The organism is Leclercia sp. GHBNCSD (genome assembly GCF_055805075.1).
On sequence record NZ_JBQVYO010000001.1, the window covers coordinates 2,311,249 to 2,333,930 of the forward strand.

The following is a 22,682-nucleotide window of genomic DNA, read 5'->3' on the forward strand; positions in this document are numbered from 1 at the left end:
GATGGAAAAAGCGATGTTATCTTTTGACAAGGTTAATGCCCACTACGGCAAGATCCAGGCCCTGCACGACGTCAGTCTGCACATCAATCAGGGCGAAATCGTCACCCTGATTGGCGCCAACGGCGCGGGGAAAACCACCCTGCTCGGCACCCTGTGCGGCGACCCGCGCGCCACCAGCGGGCGTATCGTCTTTGACGGTAAAGACATCACCGACTGGCAGACCGCAAAAATCATGCGTGAAGCGGTGGCGATTGTCCCGGAAGGACGGCGCGTCTTCTCCCGCATGACGGTAGAAGAGAACCTGGCGATGGGCGGCTTCTTTGCCGAGCGCGAACAGTTCCAGACCCGCATCAAGCGCGTGTATGACCTCTTCCCGCGCCTGTTTGAACGCCGTATTCAGCGGGCGGGCACCATGTCCGGCGGGGAACAGCAGATGCTGGCGATTGGCCGTGCGCTGATGAGCCAGCCGCGCCTGCTGCTGCTCGACGAACCCTCGCTCGGGCTGGCACCGATCATCATTCAGCAGATCTTCGACACCATCGAGCAGTTGCGCAGCGAGGGGATGACCATCTTCCTCGTGGAGCAGAACGCCAACCAGGCGCTGAAGCTCGCGGATCGCGGCTACGTGCTGGAGAATGGTCGGGTGGTGCTGGAAGACACCGGCGACGCGCTGCTGGCGAACGAGGCGGTGCGGAGCGCGTATTTAGGCGGCTGAGCCGTCTCTATTGCCCGGTGGCGCGTAGCGATCCGGGCCTACGGGATCGCCCAGGCCGGGTAAGGCGAAGCCGCCACCCGGCTTTTTCACATAAACCCCTTCACACAACCATCATCCCCCTGACGCCCTGTTGTCATATCTCTGTAAACAAACGGTTATTTTTCTGTCATTCGAGCATGTCATGTTACCTCGCGAGCACAAAACGCGTGATATCGCGCATCCGGCACAATAAGAGAGATGACAATGACATCGTTACGACACACAGCTTTGGGTCTGGCAATGGGTCTGGCTTTTGCGGCTAACGCAATGGCCGTCACCACTATTCCGTTCTGGCATTCCATGGAAGGGGAGTTGGGTAAAGAGGTTGACTCCCTGGCGCAGCGTTTCAACGACAGCCACCCGGATTATAAAATTGTGCCGGTGTACAAAGGCAACTACGAGCAGAGCCTGAGCGCGGGCATTGCCGCGTTCCGTACCGGTAACGCCCCGGCGCTGTTGCAGGTCTATGAAGTGGGTACGGCCACCATGATGGCCTCCAAAGCCATCAAGCCGGTCTATGAGGTGTTTAACGAGGCGGGCATTAACTTCGACGAATCGCAGTTCGTGCCAACCGTCGCAGGCTATTACACCGATTCCAAATCCGGCCATCTGCTCTCCCAGCCGTTTAACAGCTCCACCCCGGTGCTGTACTACAACAAAGACGCCTTTAAGAAAGCCGGTTTAGATCCGGAGCAGCCGCCGAAAACCTGGCAGGATCTGGCGGAGTACACCGCCAAACTAAAAGCGGCCGGCATGAAGTGCGGCTACGCCAGCGGCTGGCAGGGCTGGATCCAGATCGAAAACTTCAGCGCCTGGCACGGCCAGCCGGTAGCCACCGAGAACAACGGTTTCAACGGCACCAACGCGGTCCTGGAGTTCAACAAGCCGGAGCAGGTGAAGCACATTGCCCTGCTGGCCGATCTGAACAAGAAGGGCGATTTCAGCTACTTCGGACGTAAAGACGAATCCACCGAGAAGTTCTACAGCGGCGACTGCGCCATCACCACCGCCTCGTCCGGCTCGCTGGCGGATATCCGTCACTACGCCAAATTTAACTACGGCGTGGGGATGATGCCATACGACGCCGACTCAAAAGGCGCGCCGCAGAACGCCATCATCGGCGGGGCCAGCCTGTGGGTAATGCAGGGTAAAGACAAGGACACTTACAAGGGCGTGGCGGAGTTCCTCGACTTCCTGGCGAAGCCGGAAAACGCCGCCGAATGGCACCAGAAGACTGGCTACCTGCCGATCACCAAAGCCGCTTATGACCTGACCCGCGAACAGGGCTTCTATGACAAGAACCCGGGGGCAGACATCGCCACGCGTCAGATGCTGAACAAACCACCGTTGCCGTACACCAAAGGGCTGCGTCTGGGCAACATGCCGCAGATCCGTACCGTCGTGGATGAAGAGCTGGAAAGCGTCTGGACCGGCAAGAAAACCCCTCAGCAGGCGCTGGATGCGGCAGTCGAGCGCGGAAACCAGCTGCTGCGCCGCTTTGAGCAGTCGACCAAATCGTAATGTGAAATGCCCGGTGACGCGTAGCGATCCGGGCCTGGAAGACCGTAGGCCGGGTAAGGCGTAGCCGCCACCCGGCGCTGTTCAGGAACACAACCCTCATGTCCTCATCCCGTCCGGTGTTTCGCTCCCGTTGGCTGCCGTACCTGCTGGTCGCGCCGCAACTGGTCATCACCGTTATCTTCTTTATCTGGCCTGCGGGCGAAGCGCTGTGGTACTCGGTGCAAAGCGTCGATCCGTTCGGGCTCTCCAGCCAGTTTGTTGGCCTGGATAACTTCGCTGCCCTGTGGCACGACAGCTACTACATCGACGCCTTCTGGACGACGATCAAATTCAGCACCCTGGTGACGGTGAGCGGTCTTCTCGCCTCGCTCTTCTTTGCCGCGCTGGTGGATTACGTGGTGCGCGGCAGCCGTCTTTACCAGACCCTGATGCTGCTGCCTTATGCCGTGGCCCCCGCCGTCGCCGCGGTGCTGTGGATCTTCCTCTTTAACCCCGGGCGCGGGTTGATTACCCACTTCCTGGCCGAGCTGGGCTATGACTGGAACCACGCCCAGCACAGCGGCCAGGCGATGTTCCTGGTGGTTTTCGCCTCGGTGTGGAAGCAGATCAGCTACAACTTCCTCTTCTTCTTTGCCGCGCTACAGTCCATTCCGCGTTCGCTGGTAGAAGCTGCGGCGATTGACGGCGCAGGCCCGATCCGCCGCTTCTTCCGGCTGTCGCTGCCGCTGATCGCCCCGGTGAGTTTTTTCCTGCTGGTGGTCAACCTGGTCTACGCCTTCTTCGACACCTTCCCGGTGATCGACGCCGCCACCGCAGGCGGCCCGGTGCAGGCCACCACCACGCTGATCTATAAGATCTACCGCGAAGGCTTTGCCGGTCTGGATCTCTCGGCCTCTGCCGCCCAGTCGGTGGTGCTGATGTTCCTCGTCATCATCCTCACGGTGGTGCAGTTCCGCTATGTTGAAAGTAAGGTGCGCTACCAATGATTGAGAACCGTCGCGGGCTGACGATTTTCAGCCATACCATGCTGATCCTGGGGATCGTCGTTATCCTGTTCCCGCTGTACGTCGCCTTTGTCGCCGCCACGCTGGACAGAAACGCCATCTTTGAAACCCCAATGACCCTGGTGCCGGGTTCGCATCTCTTCGAAAACATGGCGACCATCTGGACCCAGGGTGTGGGGGTTAACAGCGCCCCGTTCTGGCTGATGATGCTCAACAGCTTCATCATGGCGTTCGGTATTACAGTGGGCAAAATTACGGTGTCGATGCTCTCGGCCTTCGCCATCGTCTGGTTCCGCTTTCCGCTGCGTAACCTCTTCTTCTGGATGATCTTCATCACCCTGATGCTGCCGGTGGAAGTGCGTATCTTCCCGACGGTGGAGGTGATCGCCAATCTCGGCATGCTCGACAGCTATGCGGGCTTAACCCTGCCGCTGATGGCCTCGGCCACCGCCACCTTCCTGTTCCGCCAGTTCTTTATGACCCTGCCGGACGAGCTGATTGAGGCCGCGCGGATCGACGGCGCCTCGCCGATGCGCTTTTTCCGCGACATCGTGCTGCCGCTGTCGAGAACCAACCTCGCGGCGCTCTTTGTCATCACCTTTATCTACGGCTGGAACCAGTACCTGTGGCCGCTGCTGATTATCCAGGACGTCAACCTCGGCACCGCCGTGGCGGGCATCAAGGGCATGATTTCAACCGGCGAAGGCACCACCCTCTGGAACCAGGTGATGGCGGCGATGCTGCTCACCCTTATCCCACCCGTAGTCATTGTTTTAGCCATGCAGCGTGCCTTTGTCCGCGGCCTGGTCGATAGCGAGAAATAAGATGGCAGGACTTAAATTACAGGCAGTAACCAAAAGCTGGGATGGCAAGACCCAGGTGATTCAGCCGCTGACCCTCGACGTGGCGGACGGCGAATTTATTGTGATGGTTGGCCCGTCGGGCTGCGGCAAATCCACCCTGCTGCGCATGGTGGCGGGGCTCGAGCGCGTCACCTCGGGCGATATCTGGATTGACCGCCAGCGCGTGACCGAGATGGAACCCAAAGATCGCGGCATCGCGATGGTGTTTCAGAACTATGCCCTCTATCCGCACATGAGCGTGGAAGAGAACATGGCCTGGGGGCTGAAAATTCGTGGGATGGGTAAAAGCCACATCGACGAGCGCGTCAAAGAGGCGGCGCGCATTCTGGAGCTGGATGGCCTGCTGAAGCGCCGCCCGCGCGAGCTCTCCGGCGGCCAGCGCCAGCGCGTGGCGATGGGCCGCGCTATCGTGCGTGACCCGGCGGTATTCCTGTTCGATGAACCGCTCTCCAACCTCGATGCCAAGCTGCGCGTGCAGATGCGCCTTGAGTTACAGCAGCTGCACCGACGACTGAACACCACCTCTCTGTACGTTACCCACGATCAGGTGGAGGCGATGACCCTCGCCCAGCGGGTGATGGTGATGAACAAAGGGGTGGCCGAGCAGATTGGCACCCCGGTGGAGGTGTATGAAAAGCCCGCCAGCCGCTTTGTGGCGAGCTTTATCGGCAGCCCGGCGATGAACCTGCTGGAAGGGCGCATCAGCACTGCGGGCACCCATTTCGAACTGGAGAGCGGCATGGCGCTGCCGATCAACTGGTACTATCGCGGCTACGCCGGGCGTAAGATGACCCTGGGTATCCGCCCGGAACATATTGCGCTAAGCTCGCAGGCGGAAGGCGGCGTACCGCTGGTGATGGACACCCTGGAGATGCTGGGGGCCGATAACCTGGCGCACGGACGCTGGGGCGAACAGAAGCTGGTGGTGCGTATGTCGCACGAGGAGCGCCCGAAAGCGGGCAGCACGCTATGGCTGCATCTGCCGGAAAATCATCTGCACTTATTTGATGGTGAAACAGGACAACGCATATGAGTAACTGGCCTTATCCCCGCATCGTCGCCCACCGGGGCGGCGGTAAACTGGCACCGGAAAATACCCTGGCGGCCATCGACGTTGGCGCGCGTTACGGTCATACCATGATTGAGTTCGATGCCAAGCTGTCGAAAGACGGGGAGATTTTCCTCCTGCATGACGACAATCTTGAGCGCACCAGCAACGGCTGGGGCGTGGCGGGTCACCTGCCGTGGCGCGATCTGCTGAAGGTGGACGCCGGAAGCTGGTTTAGCGGCGAGTTTAAAGGCGAGCCGCTGCCGCTGCTGACTGAGGTGGCCGACCGCTGTCGTCAACACGGGATGATGGCCAACATCGAAATTAAACCGACCACCGGTACGGGGCCGTTAACCGGCAAGGTGATTGCGCTGGCGGCGCGTGAGCTATGGGCAGGAATGACTCCACCGCTGCTGTCGTCGTTTGAGATTGACGCGCTGGAAGCCGCGCAGGCTGCTGCGCCTGAATTGCCGCGTGGGTTACTGCTGGATGCCTGGCGTGATGACTGGCGCGAGCTGACCACTCGACTGGCGTGCGTATCCATTCACCTGAACCATCGCCTGCTGGATGAAGCGCGGGTAAGCACACTGAAAAACGCCGGATTACGTATCCTGGTTTACACCGTCAATCAGCCCCAGCGAGCAGCGGAACTGCTGCGCTGGGGCGTCGATTGTATCTGTACCGATGCGATTGCCCTTATCGGCCCGGACTTTCAGCCCTAAGGGTTATTGAGCATGTCGCCATTCTGCCGCTGCGGCAGCATATGTTGCTGCTGCACGCCGCCAGAGTCGACACTGCCGCCGCTGAGCATCCCGCCGCTGGTATTAGGCAGTACCTGCCCCCCCGGCTGGCTCTGCTGAATCCGCTGGGTGTTGTTATCCATCTGCGTTTGCAGGTGCTGCTGCTGAACGCGGGTTTGCGTTTGCAGCTGCTGGTTTAGCATCCCTGTTTGCTGTTGCTGCTGCATCATCATCTGATTTTGCATTCGCTGCTGGCTGGGGTTCTGATAGCCCGGCTGATTGGGGTTATTCAGGGTGTTGATAGGCTGCGCGAATACGGCAAACGGCAGTAATGTCGCCACAAGAATGAGACGTTTCATGGTCATTCCCTCCATCTGAAGCCTTCTGTAAGTTTATCTCGAATCCGCCATTACGATGATTTTTTAAGAGTTATGAACCAGGCTTAAGCGGGAGCATGAGTCCCTGTACCTGGAGAATAACAATGATGAAACCAACGTTTTTACGCTGGGTGGCGATTGCTGCCCTGACGGCAGGCGGTACGTTTTGCGTGGCAGCGAATCCGCCGGCGGCACCGCCGGTCTCCTATGGTGTGGAAGAGGATGTGTTCCATCCCGTGCGGGCGCAGAAGGGGATGGTCTCCTCAGTAGACGCCCTCGCTACTCAGGTGGGGGTGGATATCCTCAAACAGGGCGGTAATGCGGTGGATGCGGCGGTGGCGGTGGGCTATGCGCTGGCGGTGACCCACCCGCAGGCGGGCAACCTCGGCGGTGGCGGCTTTATGATGCTGCGTACCAAAGATGGCACCACCACGGCGATCGACTTCCGCGAAATGGCGCCGAACCAGGCCACGCGGGACATGTTCCTCGATGACCAGGGCAATGCCGACAGTAAAAAATCGCTTACCTCCCATCTGGCGACCGGTACGCCGGGCACCGTAGCGGGCTTCTCGCTGGCGCTGGATAAATATGGCACCCTGCCGCTGAACAAGGTGGTGCAGCCCGCCATCAAACTGGCGCGGGACGGCTTTGAGGTCAACGACGCGCTGGCCGACGACCTGAAAACCTACGGCAGCGAAGTGATCCCCAACCATGAGAACAGCAAAGCGATCTTCTGGAAGGAGGGCGAGCCGCTGAAGAAGGGCGATAAGCTGGTGCAGAAGAACCTCGCCAAAAGCCTGGAGATGATCGCGGAGAACGGCCCGGACGCCTTCTATAAAGGGGCGATTGCCGACCAGATTGCCGAAGAGATGAGTAAGAACGGCGGGCTGATCACCAAAGCGGATCTGGCGGAGTACAAGGCGGTGGAGCGCACGCCGATTAGCGGCGACTACCGCGGGTACCAGGTTTATTCCATGCCGCCTCCGTCGTCCGGCGGGATCCACATCGTGCAGATCCTCAACATCCTCGAAAATTTCGATCTGCATAAGTTTGGCTTCGGCAGTGCCGACACATTGCAGGTGATGGCCGAGGCGGAGAAATATGCCTATGCCGACCGCTCGGAGTATCTGGGCGACCCGGACTTCGTTAAGGTGCCGTGGCAGGCGTTGACCAATAAAGCCTACGCCAAAACCCTGGCCGATCAGATTGATATCAACAAGGCCAGACCGTCGAGCGAGATCCGCCCCGGCAAGCTGGCGCCGTATGAGAGCAACCAGACCACCCACTTCTCGGTGGTGGATAAAGATGGTAACGCGGTGGCGGTGACCTATACCCTCAATACCACCTTTGGGACCGGGATCGTGGCGGGCAACAGCGGCATTCTGCTCAACAACGAGATGGATGACTTCTCTGCCAAGCCGGGCGTGCCGAACGTCTACGGGCTGGTGGGCGGGGATGCCAACGCCGTGGGGCCGAAGAAGCGTCCGCTGTCGTCAATGTCGCCGACGATTGTGGTGAAAGATGGCAAAACCTGGCTGGTGACCGGCAGCCCGGGCGGCAGCCGGATTATCACCACCGTACTGCAGATGGTGGTAAACAGCATCGATTTCGGGATGAACGTGGCCGAGGCGACCAACGCCCCGCGCTTCCATCACCAGTGGCTGCCGGATGAATTGCGGGTGGAGAAGGGCTTTAGCCCGGATACGCTGAAGCTGCTGGAGCAGCGCGGACAAAAAGTGGCGGTGAAAGAGGCGATGGGCAGCACCCAAAGCATTATGGTCGGGCCCGATGGCGCGCTGTATGGGGCATCGGATCCGCGCTCGCCAGGGGATTTGACGGCGGGGTATTAAACGGTTTGCCGGGTGGCGGCTCCGCCTTACCCGGCCTACAAGGTTTCGTAGGCCCGGATCGCTACGCGTCACCGGGCAATACTCACTTAACCCGCGCCATATAGAGCGCATCCACAAATTCGCCGTCACGCAGGGCGAATCTCTTCCCGGTGCCTTCCACCTCAAATCCATACTTGCGGTACAAGGCAATGGCAGGCGCGTTGTCGGCAAACACCGTCAATTCAATGCGCTCGATGCGCAGCCAGTTATCGCACAGGTTGATCATCTCCCGCATCAATGCGCTGCCCGCCCCGCGCCCCTGCACCTCGGCAGAGACACTGATGCCAAAGGTCGCCACGTGGCTGCGTCGGGGGTTTTCCATCACGTCCAGCGCCAGATGACCGACAACCTTATCGTCCAGGCAGGCCACCAGATGGCGTCTGCCCGACTTTTTCATTACCCGTTCCTGCCACATCTCCATCGATGGATGAGGAAGCTGTAGTGTCTGGTGATACACCCCCGGATGGGTATTAAGCAGGCGTAAAGCTTCGGCATCGGCGGCTTCAACGTGGCGTATCACTATCTCACTCATTCCTTCTTCCTCAGTCAGTTAGGTTCCTTTCCAACATCCATGAGTTTGAAATGTGCGTCAACCGCCATTTTTTGCAAAAAAGTATTGGACAAGTGCGAATGAGAATGATTATTATTGTCTTGCGTTCAGGGAGTCCACGACGGAAACCTGAAAGCACGACATTGCTCACATTGCTTCCAGTATTATTTTAGCCAGCGTCTCGCTGGCTTTTTTTTGTTTAAAGCTTTTGTGAATGCAGGCGATCCGGCATATCAGACAGGTTCTCTTTTATCATACCCACCACGTTGTTCTTCTCCGTCACAGTCGGTAAGACCTCCGCCTGCCCGGAAAAGACGCCGCCTTTTTTGATCGCCAGGGTCCGGTAGAGCAGGGTGCCGGTAATCTGACCATTTTCGCAGATTTCAATAGTATCGCTGCTGCACTGACCGATGACCTTACCGTCCACGATTAGCTCCCGGCAGGTGATGTTTCCCTCCACCTGGCCGCCACGCATAATTTTTATCAGGCTCTCTTTAGAGTCGATATTGCCGTTCAGTGTGCCGTGAACATAGACGTGCCCGCCGGAAACGATATTGCCTTCAAATTGCACATCGCTGGCTATGACGGTGGTGCCGTACTTCTCCACCGCAGTAGGTTCTTTTTCAATGACCGGTGCCTGAGGGAGGATTTCTTGCTTGTCAGTTTCGATCTTTTTTTGTTTTTTAAACATGAGGTTAACCTGATTAGATAGGAGAGGGAGACTAAAAGCCTTTAGGGTTAATGCCGCGAACAGCCACGTCAGGGAGCGGGCGTTGAAGCCCCAGGCGACCAGGGCGAGCAGCCAGAAGAGAAGTGCGCTATTTAACGCGAGGTATTTTCTGTCCATAGAAAATGAGCGCGACTCCTTTCGCGAGCATGTTAATTTGACTGCCTTCTTATCCTGGGATTCAGCAGCAGGGTCAAGGTTATGCCCCTTATTTTCGGATTCGATATAGCAATATATTCACCGCGCGGTTTTCCCCCCGGAATAAGCCTAAAAGATTGATGGGGTTAAATTCGCCAGCAGGTTGCGCTATGGTTGAAGGCAGAGACCTTAGCCAGGAACAACATCATGACACTACACTGCGCATTTATTGGATTTGGCAAAAGCACCACCCGCTATCACCTTCCCTATGTACTTACCCGTAAAGCCAGCTGGCATGTGGCGCATATCTTCCGCCGCCACCCGAAACCGGAAGAGCAGTCTCCGCAGTACTCCCATATTCACTTCACCAGCGATCTCGACGAGGTATTGAACGATCCCGAGGTGAAGCTGGTGATCGTCTGTACCCATGCCGACAGCCATTTTGAGTATGCGAAACGCGCGCTGGAAGCGGGTAAAAACGTGCTGGTGGAGAAGCCATTTACCCCGACGATGGCCGAGGCGAAAACGCTGTTCGAGCTGGCGCGCAGCAAAGGGCTGACCGTCACGCCCTATCAGAACCGTCGCTTTGACACCTGCTTCCTTACCGCGAAGCAGGCGATTGAGAGCGGCAAGCTGGGCGAGATTGTCGAAATCGAAAGCCACTTCGATTACTACCGCCCGGTGGCGGAGACCAAACCCGGCCTGCCGCAGGATGGCTCTTTCTATGGCCTTGGCGTCCATACCATGGACCAGATAATCAGCCTGTTTGGCCGCCCGGATCACGTGGCCTATGACATCCGCAGCCTGCGTAATAAAGCCAACCCGGACGATACCTTTGAAGCACAGCTCTTCTACGGCGACCTGAAAGCGATTGTCAAAACCAGCCATCTGGTAAAGACTGATTACCCGAAATTTATCGTTCACGGCACCAAAGGCTCGTTTATCAAATACGGTATCGACCAGCAGGAGACCAGCCTGAAGGCTAATATCATGCCGGGTGAACCAGGGTTTGCGGCGGACGATTCCGTGGGCGTGCTGGAGTACGTTAACGACGCGGGTGTGACGGTGAAAGAGGAGATCAAACCGGGCACCGGCGACTATGGCCAGGTCTACGATGCGCTGTACCAGACCCTCACCTGCGGCGCGCCAAATTACGTCAAGGAAATTGAAGTGATGACCAACCTGGAAATCCTTGAACGCGCCTTCGAACAGGCATCACCTGCCACGATAACCCTTGCCCGATAAGCCTGAATGACTCCTCTGTTCTTGTTCAGATATTTTGAACAGAGGAGTCAATTTTCACCCTCTATGATCCCAGGTCGATTGCGTCCACACTTACTCCATCGAAACGAACTGAGGGTAAAAACAATGATCTTCTTACGCAAAGCAAACGACCGTGGACACGCAAATCATGGCTGGCTGGACTCATGGCACAGCTTCTCGTTCGCCGATTATTACGACCCGAATTTTATGGGCTTCTCGGCACTGCGCGTGATTAACGATGACGTGATTGACGCAGGCCAGGGCTTCGGTACCCACCCGCACAAAGATATGGAAATCCTGACTTACGTGCTGGAAGGGGCGGTGGAGCACCAGGACAGCATGGGTAATAAAGAGCAGGTGCCAGCGGGTGAGTTCCAGATTATGAGTGCGGGTACCGGAGTGCGTCACTCTGAATACAACCCGAGCAAAACGGAAAAACTGCACCTCTATCAAATCTGGATCATTCCAGAAGCGAAAGGCATCACCCCGCGCTACGAGCAACGCCGCTTTGACGCGCAGCAGGGTAAACAGCTGGTCCTGTCACCGGATGCGCGTGAAGGTTCGCTGAAAGTGCATCAGGATATGGAGCTGTACCGCTGGGCGCTGGCGAAAGATGAGCAGTCTGTGCACCAGATTGCCGCCAACCGTAAAGTGTGGATCCAGGTGGTGAAAGGCGACGTGACCATCAACGGCACTAAAGCGACCACCAGCGACGGTCTGGCCATCTGGGATGAGCAGGCGATCTCTGTCCATGCTGACAGCGCCGCTGAAATCCTGCTGTTCGACCTGCCGCCGGTCTAAATAATTACGCAACCTTCCCTTTAAACGGGGAAGGTTGCGCTTTGTCCGTGATAAACTGAGAAAATCTCTCACTCATGATTTCTCAGGACGATGAAAAAGAAACGCCCCGTACTTCAGGATGTCGCCGATCGCGTCGGTGTGACCAAAATGACGGTCAGCCGTTTTTTACGTAACCCGGAACAGGTTTCCGTGGCCTTACGTGGCAAGATTGCTGCTGCTCTCGATGAACTGGGTTATATCCCCAACCGTGCACCCGACATTCTCTCGAATGCGACCAGCCGTGCGGTGGGCGTCCTGCTTCCCTCCTTAACCAACCAGGTTTTCGCCGAGGTGCTTCGCGGCATCGAAAGCGTCACCGACGCCTTTGGCTATCAGACCATGCTCGCCCACTACGGCTACAAGCCGGAGCTGGAAGAGGAGCGTCTCGAATCTATGCTTTCCTGGAACATTGACGGCCTGATCCTGACCGAACGCACCCACACCCCACGCACGCTGAAGATGATCGAAGTGGCGGGTATTCCGGTGGTGGAGCTGATGGACAGCCAGTCGCCGTGCCTGGATATCGCGGTCGGGTTCGATAACTTTGAAGCGGCCCGGCAGATGACGGCGGCGATCATCGCCCGCGGCCATCGCCATGTCGCCTATCTTGGCGCACGTCTGGACGAACGTACTATCATCAAACAGAAGGGGTACGAGCAGGCGATGCTCGACGCGAACTTAACGCCCTACAGTGTGATGGTAGAGCAGTCCTCTTCCTACACCTCCGGCATTGAGCTGATGCGTCAGGCGCGTCGTGAATATCCGCAGCTTGATGGCATCTTCTGTACTAACGATGACCTCGCGGTGGGCGCCGCTTTTGAATGCCAGCGTCTGGGCCTGAAAATCCCGCAGGATATGGCGATTGCCGGTTTCCACGGTCACGACATCGGCCAGGTCATGGAGCCGCGTCTGGCGAGCGTCCTGACGCCGCGTGAACGCATGGGCCGTATCGGTGCGGAACGCCTGCTGGCGCGCATTCGTGGTGAAGCGGTGTCGCCTAAAATGTTAGATTTAGGTTTCACCCTGTCACCAGGCGGATCTATTTAGCGTGACAAGTTTGAACTAGCTCACACTTATTCACTTCGCGCACGTTTGGATATTGCTTCTCTTCAGCCCCGGCAGGACAATGTTACCGATAACTGTTACCCGTAACAATCGACTGAGGGACATACTTTGAGCACCACAAATCCAGATCACCACGTTTATGTCCTGATGGGCGTTTCCGGTAGCGGTAAGTCCGCCGTTGCCAGCGAAGTGGCACATCAAATCCATGCTGCGTTTCTTGATGGTGATTTTCTCCATCCGCGCAGCAACATCAACAAAATGGCCTCAGGTGAGCCGCTGAACGACGACGATCGTAAACCATGGCTGCAGGCCCTGAACGATGCGGCGTTTGCCATGCAGCGCACCAACAAAGTCTCGCTGATCGTCTGCTCTGCGTTGAAAAAAGCCTACCGCGACCAGCTTCGCGAAGGTAACGCCAACCTCTCTTTCATCTACCTGAAGGGCGACTTTGAGGTGATCGAAAGCCGTCTGAAAGCGCGCAAAGGGCACTTCTTTAAGACCCAGATGCTGGTGACGCAGTTTGAAACCCTGCAAGAGCCGGGCGCAGATGAAAGCGATGTGCTGGTGGTCGATATCGATCAACCGTTAGACGGTGTTGTGGCAAGCACCATTGAGGTCATCAACAAAAGGCAGTAAGTTTTGAGTACGTTAACGCTTGTTTTAACAGCAGTAGGCTCCGTGCTGCTACTGCTGTTTTTGGTCATGAAGGCCCGTATGCACGCCTTCGTGGCTTTGATGGTGGTCTCTATTGGTGCAGGTCTCTTTTCCGGCATGCCGCTCGACAAAATCGCTGCGACCATGGAAAAAGGGATGGGAGGCACGCTGGGCTTCCTGGCGATTGTGGTCGCGCTTGGCGCGATGTTTGGCAAAATCCTGCATGAAACCGGCGCGGTCGATCAGATCGCCGTCAAGATGCTGAAATCTTTCGGTCACAGCCGGGCGCATTACGCCATCGGTCTGGCCGGTCTGATTTGCGCCCTGCCGCTGTTTTTTGAAGTGGCGGTAGTGCTGCTGATTAGCGTGGCGTTTTCGATGGCGCGCCACACCGGCACCAACCTTGTGAAGCTTGTTATTCCGCTGTTTGCCGGTGTCGCCGCCGCCGCCGCGTTCCTGCTGCCTGGCCCCGCGCCGATGCTGCTGGCCTCGCAGATGCACGCTGATTTTGGCTGGATGATCCTCATCGGCCTGTGCGCGGCAATCCCGGGCATGCTCATTGCCGGTCCGCTGTGGGGTAACTTTATCAGCCGTTACGTTGAGTTGCACATTCCTGACGAGATCACCGAGCCGCATCTGGGCGAAAACAAAATGCCCTCCTTCGGCTTTAGCCTTGCCCTGATCCTGCTGCCGCTGGTGCTGGTCGGGCTCAAAACCATCGCCGCGCGCTTTGTGCCGGAAGGCTCTACCGCCTACGAATGGTTTGAGTTTATCGGTCACCCGTTCACGGCGATCCTGGTGGCCTGTCTGGTGGCGATTTATGGTCTGGCAATGCGCCAGGGCATGGCAAAAGACCGCGTGATGGAGATCTGCGGTGCAGCGCTGCAGCCGGCGGGTATTATTCTGCTGGTGATCGGTGCGGGTGGGGTGTTCAAGCAGGTGCTGGTGGATTCCGGCGTTGGCCCGGCGTTAGGTGGGGCGCTTACCGGTATGGGTCTGCCGATTGCGGTGACCTGCTTCGTGCTGGCTGCGGCGGTGCGTATCATTCAGGGCTCCGCTACCGTGGCCTGTTTGACCGCCGTCGGGCTGGTGATGCCGGTGATTGAACAGCTGAACTACTCCGGCGCGCAGATGGCGGCGCTCTCTATCTGTATCGCGGGGGGATCTATTGTGGTCTCTCATGTGAACGACGCGGGATTCTGGTTGTTCGGTAAATTTACCGGGGCGACGGAAGCGCAGACGCTGAAGACCTGGACGATGATGGAAACTATCCTCGGGACGACCGGGGCGATTGTCGGGATGATTGCGTTTACGTTGTTGAGCTAGCGGCTACCGTAAACCGTAGGCCGGGTAAGGCGTAGCCGCCACCCGGCTTTTTTGTGCGTGCAGGAAACGTAGGCCGGGTAAGGCATAGCCGCCACCCGGCGGTGAACATGTGGCAATGGCGGTGGTTCCGTTCACTTTACGTTCAAAGCTTCTCTGGGGCGCCAGAACCCGTGAACGTGTCAGGGGGGCTCGCCGCCGCCCCCCTGACCACCCCGGCTCCCGGCCAGGAAAATCGCCGCTTCGCGGTGCCCTCAGCTTATTCCTTCCGGCTATCGGGTCGGGGGCGATCCTACATCCCTGTAGGTCGCCCCCTCTCGGCGCATCCCTGCGCCTCGCCCCGGCCTCCCGTCAACGCTTCGGCGATTTTCAGCCGGAACAGGGAGCCGCTGCGGGTGTTGTGCTTATCTGACTACTTTTGCCGCTGGAGATTTAATTTCGGGTTATGCGAGCAGCCTTCCAGAGCCTCGCTTGATACACCCTCAGCAAAGCGGTATCTTCTCGCCACGCCTGCAAAATCGGGCGTCAGGGTTGGTCCCCTGTTATTCTCATCCGTGATAAAGCTCGTTTTTATCGCGCAGCCCGTTACACCTCAATGGTGGGCTGGACGGTGGCACCGCAAGGTGCGCCGGTAGCTGATGAGGCCGGTAGGACCAACTCCGTTCAGTCCATCACCAGTAAGGTTGGTCCCTTCTGTGGTGGTCAAATTAACTCATCAGAGGCTGTCTTATGACTACTACCCTTAGCTTTTCTCACTCTTTATTCACCACACCCTTCGATCACAACACGGATTTCACTGCGCTGGCGGATAACTGTGCGCGCTTTGTTGATGTACTGGCCGAGTGCGACGATCCGGCGCAAAAGATGGCGCTGTGCGGGCGGCTTTCAGCTTGTCTTGCTCTGCTTCAGCCAACCCTGCTTGAACCTGTACCCGAGCATTTAAAAGCGAGCCTGACGGTGGATGACTTGCCGCTGGACGTGCCGGTCTTTGAGCCGGAAGCAGATCAGCTTGGGCGTTACTGCCAGCTATTAACACAGCTACTTCTCAGTCAATCCCTGTCAAAAAGTGATGAAAGAGTGGCAGGAGATTTACTCCAGGAACTGGTCAGTTTTTATAGCGATACGCTAAAAGCACCGCGCTGGCTGCGCACAGATGAAGGTGTCGTGCTGCTGTAAAACGCCGGGTGGCGCTTGTGCTTACCCGGCCTACATTTCTTAACGCGATGGCCAAATTACAGGAAAGTAAAAAAGCTACAGCGGCTCCCAGGTCCGGCTGAAAATCGCTGAGTCGTTTCCCGCAGGCCGGGGCGAGGCGCATGGACGCGCCGAGAGGGCATAGCCTGCATGGATGCAGGCTGGTGCCCGACCCGATAGCCGGAGGGAAAAAGACGAAGACAAAATTGCCGGGAGCAATTTTGGACAGCGCTTGCGCTGGCCCCGAAGGGGTGAGCCCCAGAGATGGGGCGAACAATCCGCGAAGCGGCGATTTTCTTGCCGGTAGCCCGGGTTGCCAGGGTGGTGGCGACTGAGCCACCCTGGCACGTTCACCGGCGCGGGTGTAACAGAGAAGTACTGGCAGTAAAGTGAACGGAACTACCACCCCCGCCGCATGTTCTCACTCCATAACGCCAAAACAACGTCACCCCTTCATCCACGCCCGAATCCCATCCAGGAACATCTGCGTCGCCATCATCACCAGAATCAGCCCCATCAGCCGCTCCAGCGCATTTACCCCTTTCTCCCCCAGCAGGCGCAAAAACAGCGACGACTGCAGCAGAATGATGAACGTTCCGCCCCAGGCAATCAGCAGGGCAATCACCAGATGGCTCATCTGGTTCGGATACTGATGCGACAGCAGCATCAGCGTCGCCAGGATGGTCGGCCCGGCGACCAGCGGGATCGCCAGCGGCACAATAAACGGCTCTTCACCCGCAGGCAGGCCGCTGCTGTTGCCTTCGGTGCTCGGGAAAATCATTTTGATGGCAATCAGGAACAGAATGATCCCGCCGGAAATGGAGACCGTTTCAGCGCGTAAGTTCAGGAATGCGAGAATTTTCTCGCCGGCAAACAGGAAGATAAACATCACCAGCAGAGCGATGAGCAGCTCGCGGATCATGATGGCCCGACGGCGCTTCGGCTCGGTGTGCTTCAACACCGACATGAAAATAGGCAAGTTTCCGAGTGGATCCATAATTAGGATCAATAAAACAGCTGCGGAAATGATTTCACTCATCGTAAATTATCCCTGATACTTGTATGGTTTCCCCGATGATTAGCTCTTTTTCTGATAGCCGGGCAATCATCGATTAATTTCGCTTGCGACTTTGGCAGCATTTTGTAATGTGAAGCATATCCCAGTTCAATACTGGCTTGCACAAACAGCACACACCCTCTGCAGGAAAAAAATGCTATGAAAAACGTTGGTTTTATCGGCTGGCGCGGTATGGTCGGCTCTGTACTCATGCAACGCATGGTTGAAGAGCGCGATTTCGACGCTATCCGTCCGGTCTTCTTCTCCACTTCCCAGCTCGGCCAGGCTGCACCGTCCTTTGGGGGTACCACAGGCACATTGCAGGATGCTTACGATCTGGAAGCGTTGAAGGCGCTGGATATTATTGTCACCTGCCAGGGCGGCGATTATACCAACGAAATTTATCCAAAGCTTCGTGAAAGCGGCTGGCAGGGCTACTGGATTGACGCGGCCTCTTCGCTGCGCATGAAAGACGACGCCATCATTATTCTTGACCCGGTTAACCAGGATGTCATTACCGACGGCCTGAACAAGGGCGTGAAGACCTTCGTGGGCGGCAACTGCACCGTCAGCCTGATGCTGATGTCGCTGGGTGGCCTGTTTGCTCAGGATCTGGTGGAGTGGGTCTCTGTGGCGACCTACCAGGCGGCCTCCGGCGGCGGCGCGCGCCATATGCGCGAACTGCTGACCCAGATGGGCCAACTGCACCACAGTGTTGCTGATGAGCTGGCAAACCCGGCGTCCGCTATCCTCGATATCGAACGCAGAGTGACTCAGCTGACCCGCAGCGGCGAGCTGCCGGTGGATAACTTCGGCGTACCGCTGGCCGGTGGCCTGATCCCGTGGATCGACAAACAGTTGGATAATGGCCAGACCCGCGAAGAGTGGAAAGGCCAGGCTGAGACCAACAAAATCCTGCGTACCGCTTCCGCGATCCCAGTTGATGGCCTGTGCGTGCGCATCGGTGCACTGCGCTGCCACAGCCAGGCATTCACCATTAAACTGAAAAAAGATGTGTCTATCCCAACCGTGGAAGAACTGCTCGCATCACACAATGCGTGGGCGAAAGTGGTGCCAAACGACCGCGACATCACCATGCGCGAACTGACCCCTGCGGCCGTCACCGGCACATTATCTACCCCGGTAGGCCGTCTGCGTAAACTAAATATGGGGCCGGAGTACCTCTCCGCCTTTACCGTCGGCGACCAGCTGTTGTGGGGTGCTGCCGAACCGCTGCGCAGAATGCTGCGCCAGCTCGCGTAATAAATACTTAATACTAAGGGGTGATTTATCACCCCTTTTTTTGCGTACTACATGGAGTAAACGCCAAATGGTCCATAATTTTTCAGGAGTCATATAAAGCGTTGGCTATGCTTTATGCGGGATGTCACATATTCCGCCTGGAGGTTGAACGGAACAGAGAGGATGCACAATGTGCGGTTCCGTTCAGGTCACATCAAGGTCGTACCCGGCGCGCGAAAGGGGCGGCAACTAAAAAAACAGGATGAATACCATGTCCGTTCGTATTGATAGAGACGTGATTAATGCGCTTATTACGGGTCACTTTGCGGATCCGTTTTCTGTACTTGGCATGCACCGCACTGATGCCGGCCTGGAAGTCCGGGCACTGTTACCTGACGCAACGGAAGTGTGGGTGATTGAACCTAAAACCGGCCGCAAGGTCGGGAAACTCGAATGTCTCGATTCACGCGGCTTTTTCGCTGGCGTGATGGCCCGCCGTAAAAATTTCTTCCGCTACCAGCTCGCTGTGATCTGGCATGGACAACAGAATCTGATCGACGATCCCTATCGCTTTGGTCCACTGTTGCAGGAGATGGATGCCTGGCTACTGTCTGAAGGTACGCACCTGCGTCCTTATGAAACGCTTGGCGCCCATGCCGACACCATGGATGGCGTCACCGGCACCCGTTTTACCGTCTGGGCGCCGAATGCCCAGCGCGTCTCCGTGGTGGGGCAGTTCAACTACTGGGATGGCCGTCGCCATCCGATGCGTCTGCGGCGTGAAACCGGCATCTGGGAGCTATTTATCCCCGGAGCCCTGAACGGCCAGCTCTACAAATATGAGCTGATCGATGCGCAGGGCAAGCTGCGCATCAAGGCTGATCCGTATGCCTTCGAAGCGCAGATGCGCCCGGAAACGGCGTCACTCATTTGCGGCCTGCCGGAGAAAGTCGCCCAGAGCGAAGAGCGTATTCGGGCGAACCAGTTCGATATGCCGATCTCTATTTACGAAGTCCATCTTGGCTCCTGGCGTCGTCATACCGACAACAACTTCTGGCTCAGCTACCGGGAGCTGGCCGACCAGCTGATCCCCTATGTGAAGTGGATGGGCTTTACCCATCTGGAACTGCTGCCCATTAACGAGCATCCGTTTGACGGCAGCTGGGGCTACCAGCCAACCGGGATGTATGCCCCGACCCGCCGTTTCGGCACCCGCGACGACTTCCGCTATTTTATCAACGCCGCGCACGCCGCCGGGCTGAACGTGATCCTCGACTGGGTGCCGGGCCACTTCCCGTCCGATGATTTTGGCCTCGCGCAATTTGACGGCACCAGCCTGTATGAGCACAGCGACCCGCGGGAAGGCTATCACCAGGACTGGAATACCCTGATCTATAACTATGGCCGTCGGGAAGTGACCAACTACCTGGTGGGCAACGCCCTCTACTGGATCGAGCGTTTCGGCATTGATGCCCTGCGCGTGGACGCCGTCGCCTCGATGATCTACCGCGACTACAGCCGCAAAGAGGGCGAGTGGATCCCGAACGAGTTCGGGGGCCGTGAAAACCTGGAAGCGATTGAGTTTCTGCGCAGCACCAACCGCATTCTTGGCGAACAGGCGCCAGGGGCGGTCACGATGGCTGAAGAGTCCACCGACTTCCCGGGCGTCTCCCGTCCGCCGTCAATGGGCGGGCTGGGCTTCTGGTACAAGTGGAACCTGGGCTGGATGCATGACACCCTGGATTACATGAAGCTGGATCCGGTGCATCGTCAGTATCATCACGACAAACTGACCTTCGGCATGCTCTATAACGGCACCGAGAACTTTGTCCTGCCGCTCTCCCACGATGAAGTGGTGCACGGCAAAAAATCGATTCTCGACCGTATGCCAGGAGACGCGTGGCAGAAATTTGCCAATCTGCGCGCTTACTACGGCTGGATGTTCGCCTTCCCGGGGAAAAAGCTGCTGTTTATGGGCAACGAGTTCGCCCAGGGCCGCGAGTGGAACCACGATGCGAGCCTCGACTGGCATCTGCTGGAAGGGGGCGACAACTGGCACCACGGCGTTCAGCGCCTGGTGCGCGACCTCAACCATACCTACCGTCACCACAAAGCCCTGCACGAACTCGACTTTGATGATTACGGCTTTGAGTGGCTGGTGGTAGATGACCACGAGCGCTCGGTGCTGATCTTTGTCCGTCGCGACAAGGCGGGTAACGAAATTATCGTCGCCAGTAACTTCACCCCGGTGACGCGCCATCACTACCGTTTCGGCATCAATCAGCCAGGCAAATGGCGTGAAGTGCTGAATACCGACTCCATGCACTATCACGGCAGCAACGCGGGTAACGGGGGGCTGGTACAGAGCGATGAGCAGGAGAGCCACGGTCGTCCACAATCTCTGAGCATTACGTTGCCGCCGCTAGCCACTATCTGGCTGGTCCGGGAGGGGGAATGACGCAACTCGCCGCAGGTAAACCCGCTCCGCTCGGCGCATGCTATGACGGAAAAGGAGTGAATTTCACTCTCTTTTCCGCCCACGCTGATCGGGTTGAACTCTGCGTGTTTGACGGCAAAGGCATTGAACATCGGTACGATATGGTGGCGCGCAGCGGCGATATCTGGCATGGCTATCTGGAACATGCCCGCCCCGGCATGCGCTATGGCTTTCGGGTTTATGGCCCGTGGGATCCAGCAAAGGGGCTGCGCTTTAACCCGGCAAAACTGCTGCTTGATCCGCGCGCGTATCAGGTCGAAGGCACGCTGAATGATGATCCCCTGCTGCACAGCGGCAAAGATACCCCGGATCACCGTGACAGCGCGGCCGTTGCGCCAAAAAGCGTCGTGGTCAGCGATCACTACGACTGGGAAGAGGACGCCCCGCCCAACATACCGTGGGGCAAAACGGTTATCTATGAAGCCCATGTCAAAGGGCTGACCTGGCTGCACCCTGACCTCCCCGAAGATATCCGCGGCACCTACAAAGCGCTCAGCCACCCGGTGATGATTGCTTATTTTAAGCACCTCGGCATCACTGCGCTGGAATTATTGCCGGTGGCCCATTTCGCCAGCGAGCCGCGCCTGCAACGCCTCGGTCTCAGTAACTACTGGGGCTATAACCCAATGGCGATGTTCGCCCTTGAACCGCGCTATGCCTCGCATCCCGACCGGGCAAGAGATGAGTTTCGTGACGCGGTGAAGGCGCTGCACGAAGCGGGTATCGAGGTCATTCTGGATATCGTCCTCAATCACAGCGCCGAGCTGGATCTTGAGGGGCCGACGTTCTCCCTGCGCGGAATTGATAACCCTAGCTATTATTGGTTAAGAGAGGATGGTGATTATCACAACTGGACCGGTTGCGGTAACACTCTCAATCTCAGCCATCCGGCAGTGACAGACTATGCGTATGCCTGCCTGAAGTACTGGGTTGAAACCTTCCATGTCGACGGTTTTCGTTTTGATCTTGCGTCGGTGATGGGACGCACGCCGGAATTCAGCCAGCAGTCGCCGCTGTTTGAGGCGATAAAAAACTGCCCGCTGCTCTCAGGTGTGAAGCTGATTGCAGAACCCTGGGATATCGGCCCGGGCGGCTACCAGGTGGGAAATTTCCCGCCGCCGTTTGCGGAGTGGAACGATCACTATCGTGATGCGGCGCGCCGCTTCTGGTTGGCGCGCGATCTCTCTTTGGGAACATTTGCCGGACGTTTCGCCGCTTCCAGCGATCTGTTTAAACGCAACGGGCGCTTGCCTTCCGCGTCGATCAACCTGTTGACGGCGCACGACGGTTTCACCTTGCGCGACTGCGTTTGTTTCAATCAGAAACACAATGAAGCAAACGGTGAAGAGAACCGTGACGGCACCTCCAGTAACCACAGTTTTAACCATGGCGTTGAAGGGTTAAGTGGCAATCTGGATGTGATCGAGCGGCGCCGCGCCAGCGTGCATGCGCTGCTGACGACGCTTTTACTGTCACAGGGTACGCCGATGCTGCTGGCGGGCGATGAACATGGCCACAGTCAGCACGGCAACAACAATGCTTATTGCCAGGATAACGCGTTAACCTGGCTTGACTGGCAGCAGGCAAACGAGGGACTCGTCGCCTTTACTGCCGCGTTGGTCCATCTGCGTAAGCAGCTCCCGGCGCTCACCGAGGATCGGTGGTGGGAAGAGGGCGACGGCAACGTTCGCTGGTTAAATAAAATGGCGCAACCGTTAGGTGCGCACGAGTGGCAGAACGGTGTGCCGCGCCTGCAAATCCTGCTTTCGGATTGCTGGCTCATCACCCTCAATGCCACAGATGAGGTCGCAGAAATTATTTTACCTGAAGGGGAGTGGCGGGCTATCCCCCCATTTGCCGGAGAGGATAATCCGGTCGTTATGACTGTCTGGCATGGGCCTGCGCACGGTGTATGTGTATTCCAGAGATGATAATA

The 22,682-nt window shown here is 57.5% G+C and carries 20 protein-coding genes; 16 read left to right on the forward strand and 4 right to left on the reverse strand.

All coding sequences use genetic code 11. The features are described 5' to 3' along the window. Position 1 precedes the first annotated feature (1 nt). From livF to ugpQ, 6 genes are all read left to right on the forward strand, one after another. Positions 2-715 carry a high-affinity branched-chain amino acid ABC transporter ATP-binding protein LivF gene (gene livF, locus ACT3IC_RS11155; protein ID WP_103177352.1) on the forward strand — a complete coding sequence of 238 codons (714 nt, stop codon included), beginning with the start codon at positions 2-4 and terminating at the stop codon, positions 713-715. Positions 716-958: 243 nt separating this feature from the next. Further along, entirely contained in the window at positions 959-2,275 is a 1,317-nt protein-coding gene (gene ugpB, locus ACT3IC_RS11160; RefSeq protein WP_103177351.1) for a sn-glycerol-3-phosphate ABC transporter substrate-binding protein UgpB, read from the forward strand. 98 nt (positions 2,276-2,373) lie between these two features. Then, positions 2,374-3,261 carry a sn-glycerol-3-phosphate ABC transporter permease UgpA gene (gene ugpA, locus ACT3IC_RS11165; RefSeq protein WP_103177350.1) on the forward strand — a complete coding sequence of 296 codons (888 nt, stop codon included), beginning with the start codon at positions 2,374-2,376 and terminating at the stop codon, positions 3,259-3,261. Then, on the forward strand, positions 3,258-4,103 hold the full coding sequence (gene ugpE, locus ACT3IC_RS11170; RefSeq protein WP_156655318.1) for a sn-glycerol-3-phosphate ABC transporter permease UgpE: 846 nt from the start codon (positions 3,258-3,260) through the stop codon (positions 4,101-4,103). The genes ugpA and ugpE overlap by 4 nt, the downstream gene beginning before the upstream one ends. Before the next feature lies 1 nt (position 4,104). Further along, positions 4,105-5,175, forward strand: a complete 1,071-nt coding sequence (locus ACT3IC_RS11175) for a sn-glycerol-3-phosphate import ATP-binding protein UgpC (protein ID WP_103177348.1) — start codon at positions 4,105-4,107, stop codon at positions 5,173-5,175. After that, entirely contained in the window at positions 5,172-5,912 is a 741-nt protein-coding gene (gene ugpQ / locus ACT3IC_RS11180) for a glycerophosphodiester phosphodiesterase (RefSeq protein WP_156655317.1), read from the forward strand. The genes ACT3IC_RS11175 and ugpQ overlap by 4 nt, the downstream gene beginning before the upstream one ends. Here ugpQ and ACT3IC_RS11185 read toward each other — a convergent pair. Beyond that, complete coding sequence (locus ACT3IC_RS11185; protein ID WP_156655316.1) at positions 5,909-6,289, reverse strand: DUF2756 family protein; 381 nt, start codon at positions 6,287-6,289, stop codon at positions 5,909-5,911. The two genes, ugpQ and ACT3IC_RS11185, sit on opposite strands and share 4 nt — an antisense overlap. A 122-nt stretch (positions 6,290-6,411) precedes the next feature. Here ACT3IC_RS11185 and ggt point away from each other — a divergent pair, with 122 nt between their 5' ends. Then, the gene (gene ggt, locus ACT3IC_RS11190) at positions 6,412-8,157 is read left to right on the forward strand and encodes a gamma-glutamyltransferase (protein ID WP_197431827.1); all 1,746 of its coding nucleotides are present in this window, start codon (positions 6,412-6,414) and stop codon (positions 8,155-8,157) included. Between the two features lie 82 nt (positions 8,158-8,239). Here the strand turns inward: ggt and yhhY are convergent, their stop codons facing one another. Next, a complete protein-coding gene (yhhY, locus tag ACT3IC_RS11195; RefSeq protein ID WP_156655315.1) occupies positions 8,240-8,728 on the reverse strand; it encodes an N-acetyltransferase in 489 nt (162 codons plus the stop codon). A gap of 217 nt (positions 8,729-8,945) precedes the next feature. After that, the gene (locus tag ACT3IC_RS11200) at positions 8,946-9,593 is read right to left on the reverse strand and encodes a bactofilin family protein (RefSeq protein ID WP_473477456.1); all 648 of its coding nucleotides are present in this window, start codon (positions 9,591-9,593) and stop codon (positions 8,946-8,948) included. 225 nt (positions 9,594-9,818) lie between these two features. Here ACT3IC_RS11200 and ACT3IC_RS11205 point away from each other — a divergent pair, with 225 nt between their 5' ends. The 6 genes from ACT3IC_RS11205 to ACT3IC_RS11230 all read left to right on the forward strand — a co-directional run bounded on the left by ACT3IC_RS11205 (position 9,819) and on the right by ACT3IC_RS11230 (position 15,932). Next, the gene (locus tag ACT3IC_RS11205; protein ID WP_159340211.1) at positions 9,819-10,856 is read left to right on the forward strand and encodes an oxidoreductase; all 1,038 of its coding nucleotides are present in this window, start codon (positions 9,819-9,821) and stop codon (positions 10,854-10,856) included. A gap of 123 nt (positions 10,857-10,979) precedes the next feature. After that, the gene (locus ACT3IC_RS11210) at positions 10,980-11,675 is read left to right on the forward strand and encodes a pirin family protein (protein WP_103177343.1); all 696 of its coding nucleotides are present in this window, start codon (positions 10,980-10,982) and stop codon (positions 11,673-11,675) included. Positions 11,676-11,765: 90 nt separating this feature from the next. After that, positions 11,766-12,761 carry a gluconate operon transcriptional repressor GntR gene (gntR, locus tag ACT3IC_RS11215; protein ID WP_103177342.1) on the forward strand — a complete coding sequence of 332 codons (996 nt, stop codon included), beginning with the start codon at positions 11,766-11,768 and terminating at the stop codon, positions 12,759-12,761. Between the two features lie 126 nt (positions 12,762-12,887). Further along, positions 12,888-13,415: a gluconokinase gene (gene gntK, locus ACT3IC_RS11220; protein WP_103177341.1), complete on the forward strand. Its 528-nt coding sequence runs from the start codon at positions 12,888-12,890 to the stop codon at positions 13,413-13,415. Positions 13,416-13,418: 3 nt separating this feature from the next. Further along, positions 13,419-14,759 carry a gluconate transporter gene (gene gntU / locus ACT3IC_RS11225; protein ID WP_103177340.1) on the forward strand — a complete coding sequence of 447 codons (1,341 nt, stop codon included), beginning with the start codon at positions 13,419-13,421 and terminating at the stop codon, positions 14,757-14,759. A gap of 726 nt (positions 14,760-15,485) precedes the next feature. Continuing rightward, complete coding sequence (locus ACT3IC_RS11230; RefSeq protein ID WP_103177339.1) at positions 15,486-15,932, forward strand: hypothetical protein; 447 nt, start codon at positions 15,486-15,488, stop codon at positions 15,930-15,932. A 463-nt stretch (positions 15,933-16,395) separates the two neighbouring features. Here ACT3IC_RS11230 and yhgN read toward each other — a convergent pair whose 3' ends face one another. Continuing rightward, the gene (gene yhgN, locus ACT3IC_RS11235) at positions 16,396-16,989 is read right to left on the reverse strand and encodes an NAAT family transporter YhgN (protein WP_103177338.1); all 594 of its coding nucleotides are present in this window, start codon (positions 16,987-16,989) and stop codon (positions 16,396-16,398) included. 177 nt (positions 16,990-17,166) lie between these two features. Between yhgN and asd the strand changes: the two genes are divergently transcribed. The 3 genes from asd (at position 17,167) to glgX (ending at position 22,677) form a co-directional block, all read left to right on the forward strand. Further along, positions 17,167-18,270, forward strand: coding sequence for an aspartate-semialdehyde dehydrogenase (asd, locus tag ACT3IC_RS11240; RefSeq protein ID WP_103177337.1), 1,104 nt, complete (start codon positions 17,167-17,169; stop codon positions 18,268-18,270). A gap of 250 nt (positions 18,271-18,520) precedes the next feature. After that, the gene (gene glgB, locus ACT3IC_RS11245; protein ID WP_103177336.1) at positions 18,521-20,707 is read left to right on the forward strand and encodes a 1,4-alpha-glucan branching enzyme; all 2,187 of its coding nucleotides are present in this window, start codon (positions 18,521-18,523) and stop codon (positions 20,705-20,707) included. Then, positions 20,704-22,677: a glycogen debranching protein GlgX gene (gene glgX / locus ACT3IC_RS11250; RefSeq protein WP_159340213.1), complete on the forward strand. Its 1,974-nt coding sequence runs from the start codon at positions 20,704-20,706 to the stop codon at positions 22,675-22,677. The genes glgB and glgX overlap by 4 nt, the downstream gene beginning before the upstream one ends. Positions 22,678-22,682: the final 5 nt, after the last annotated feature.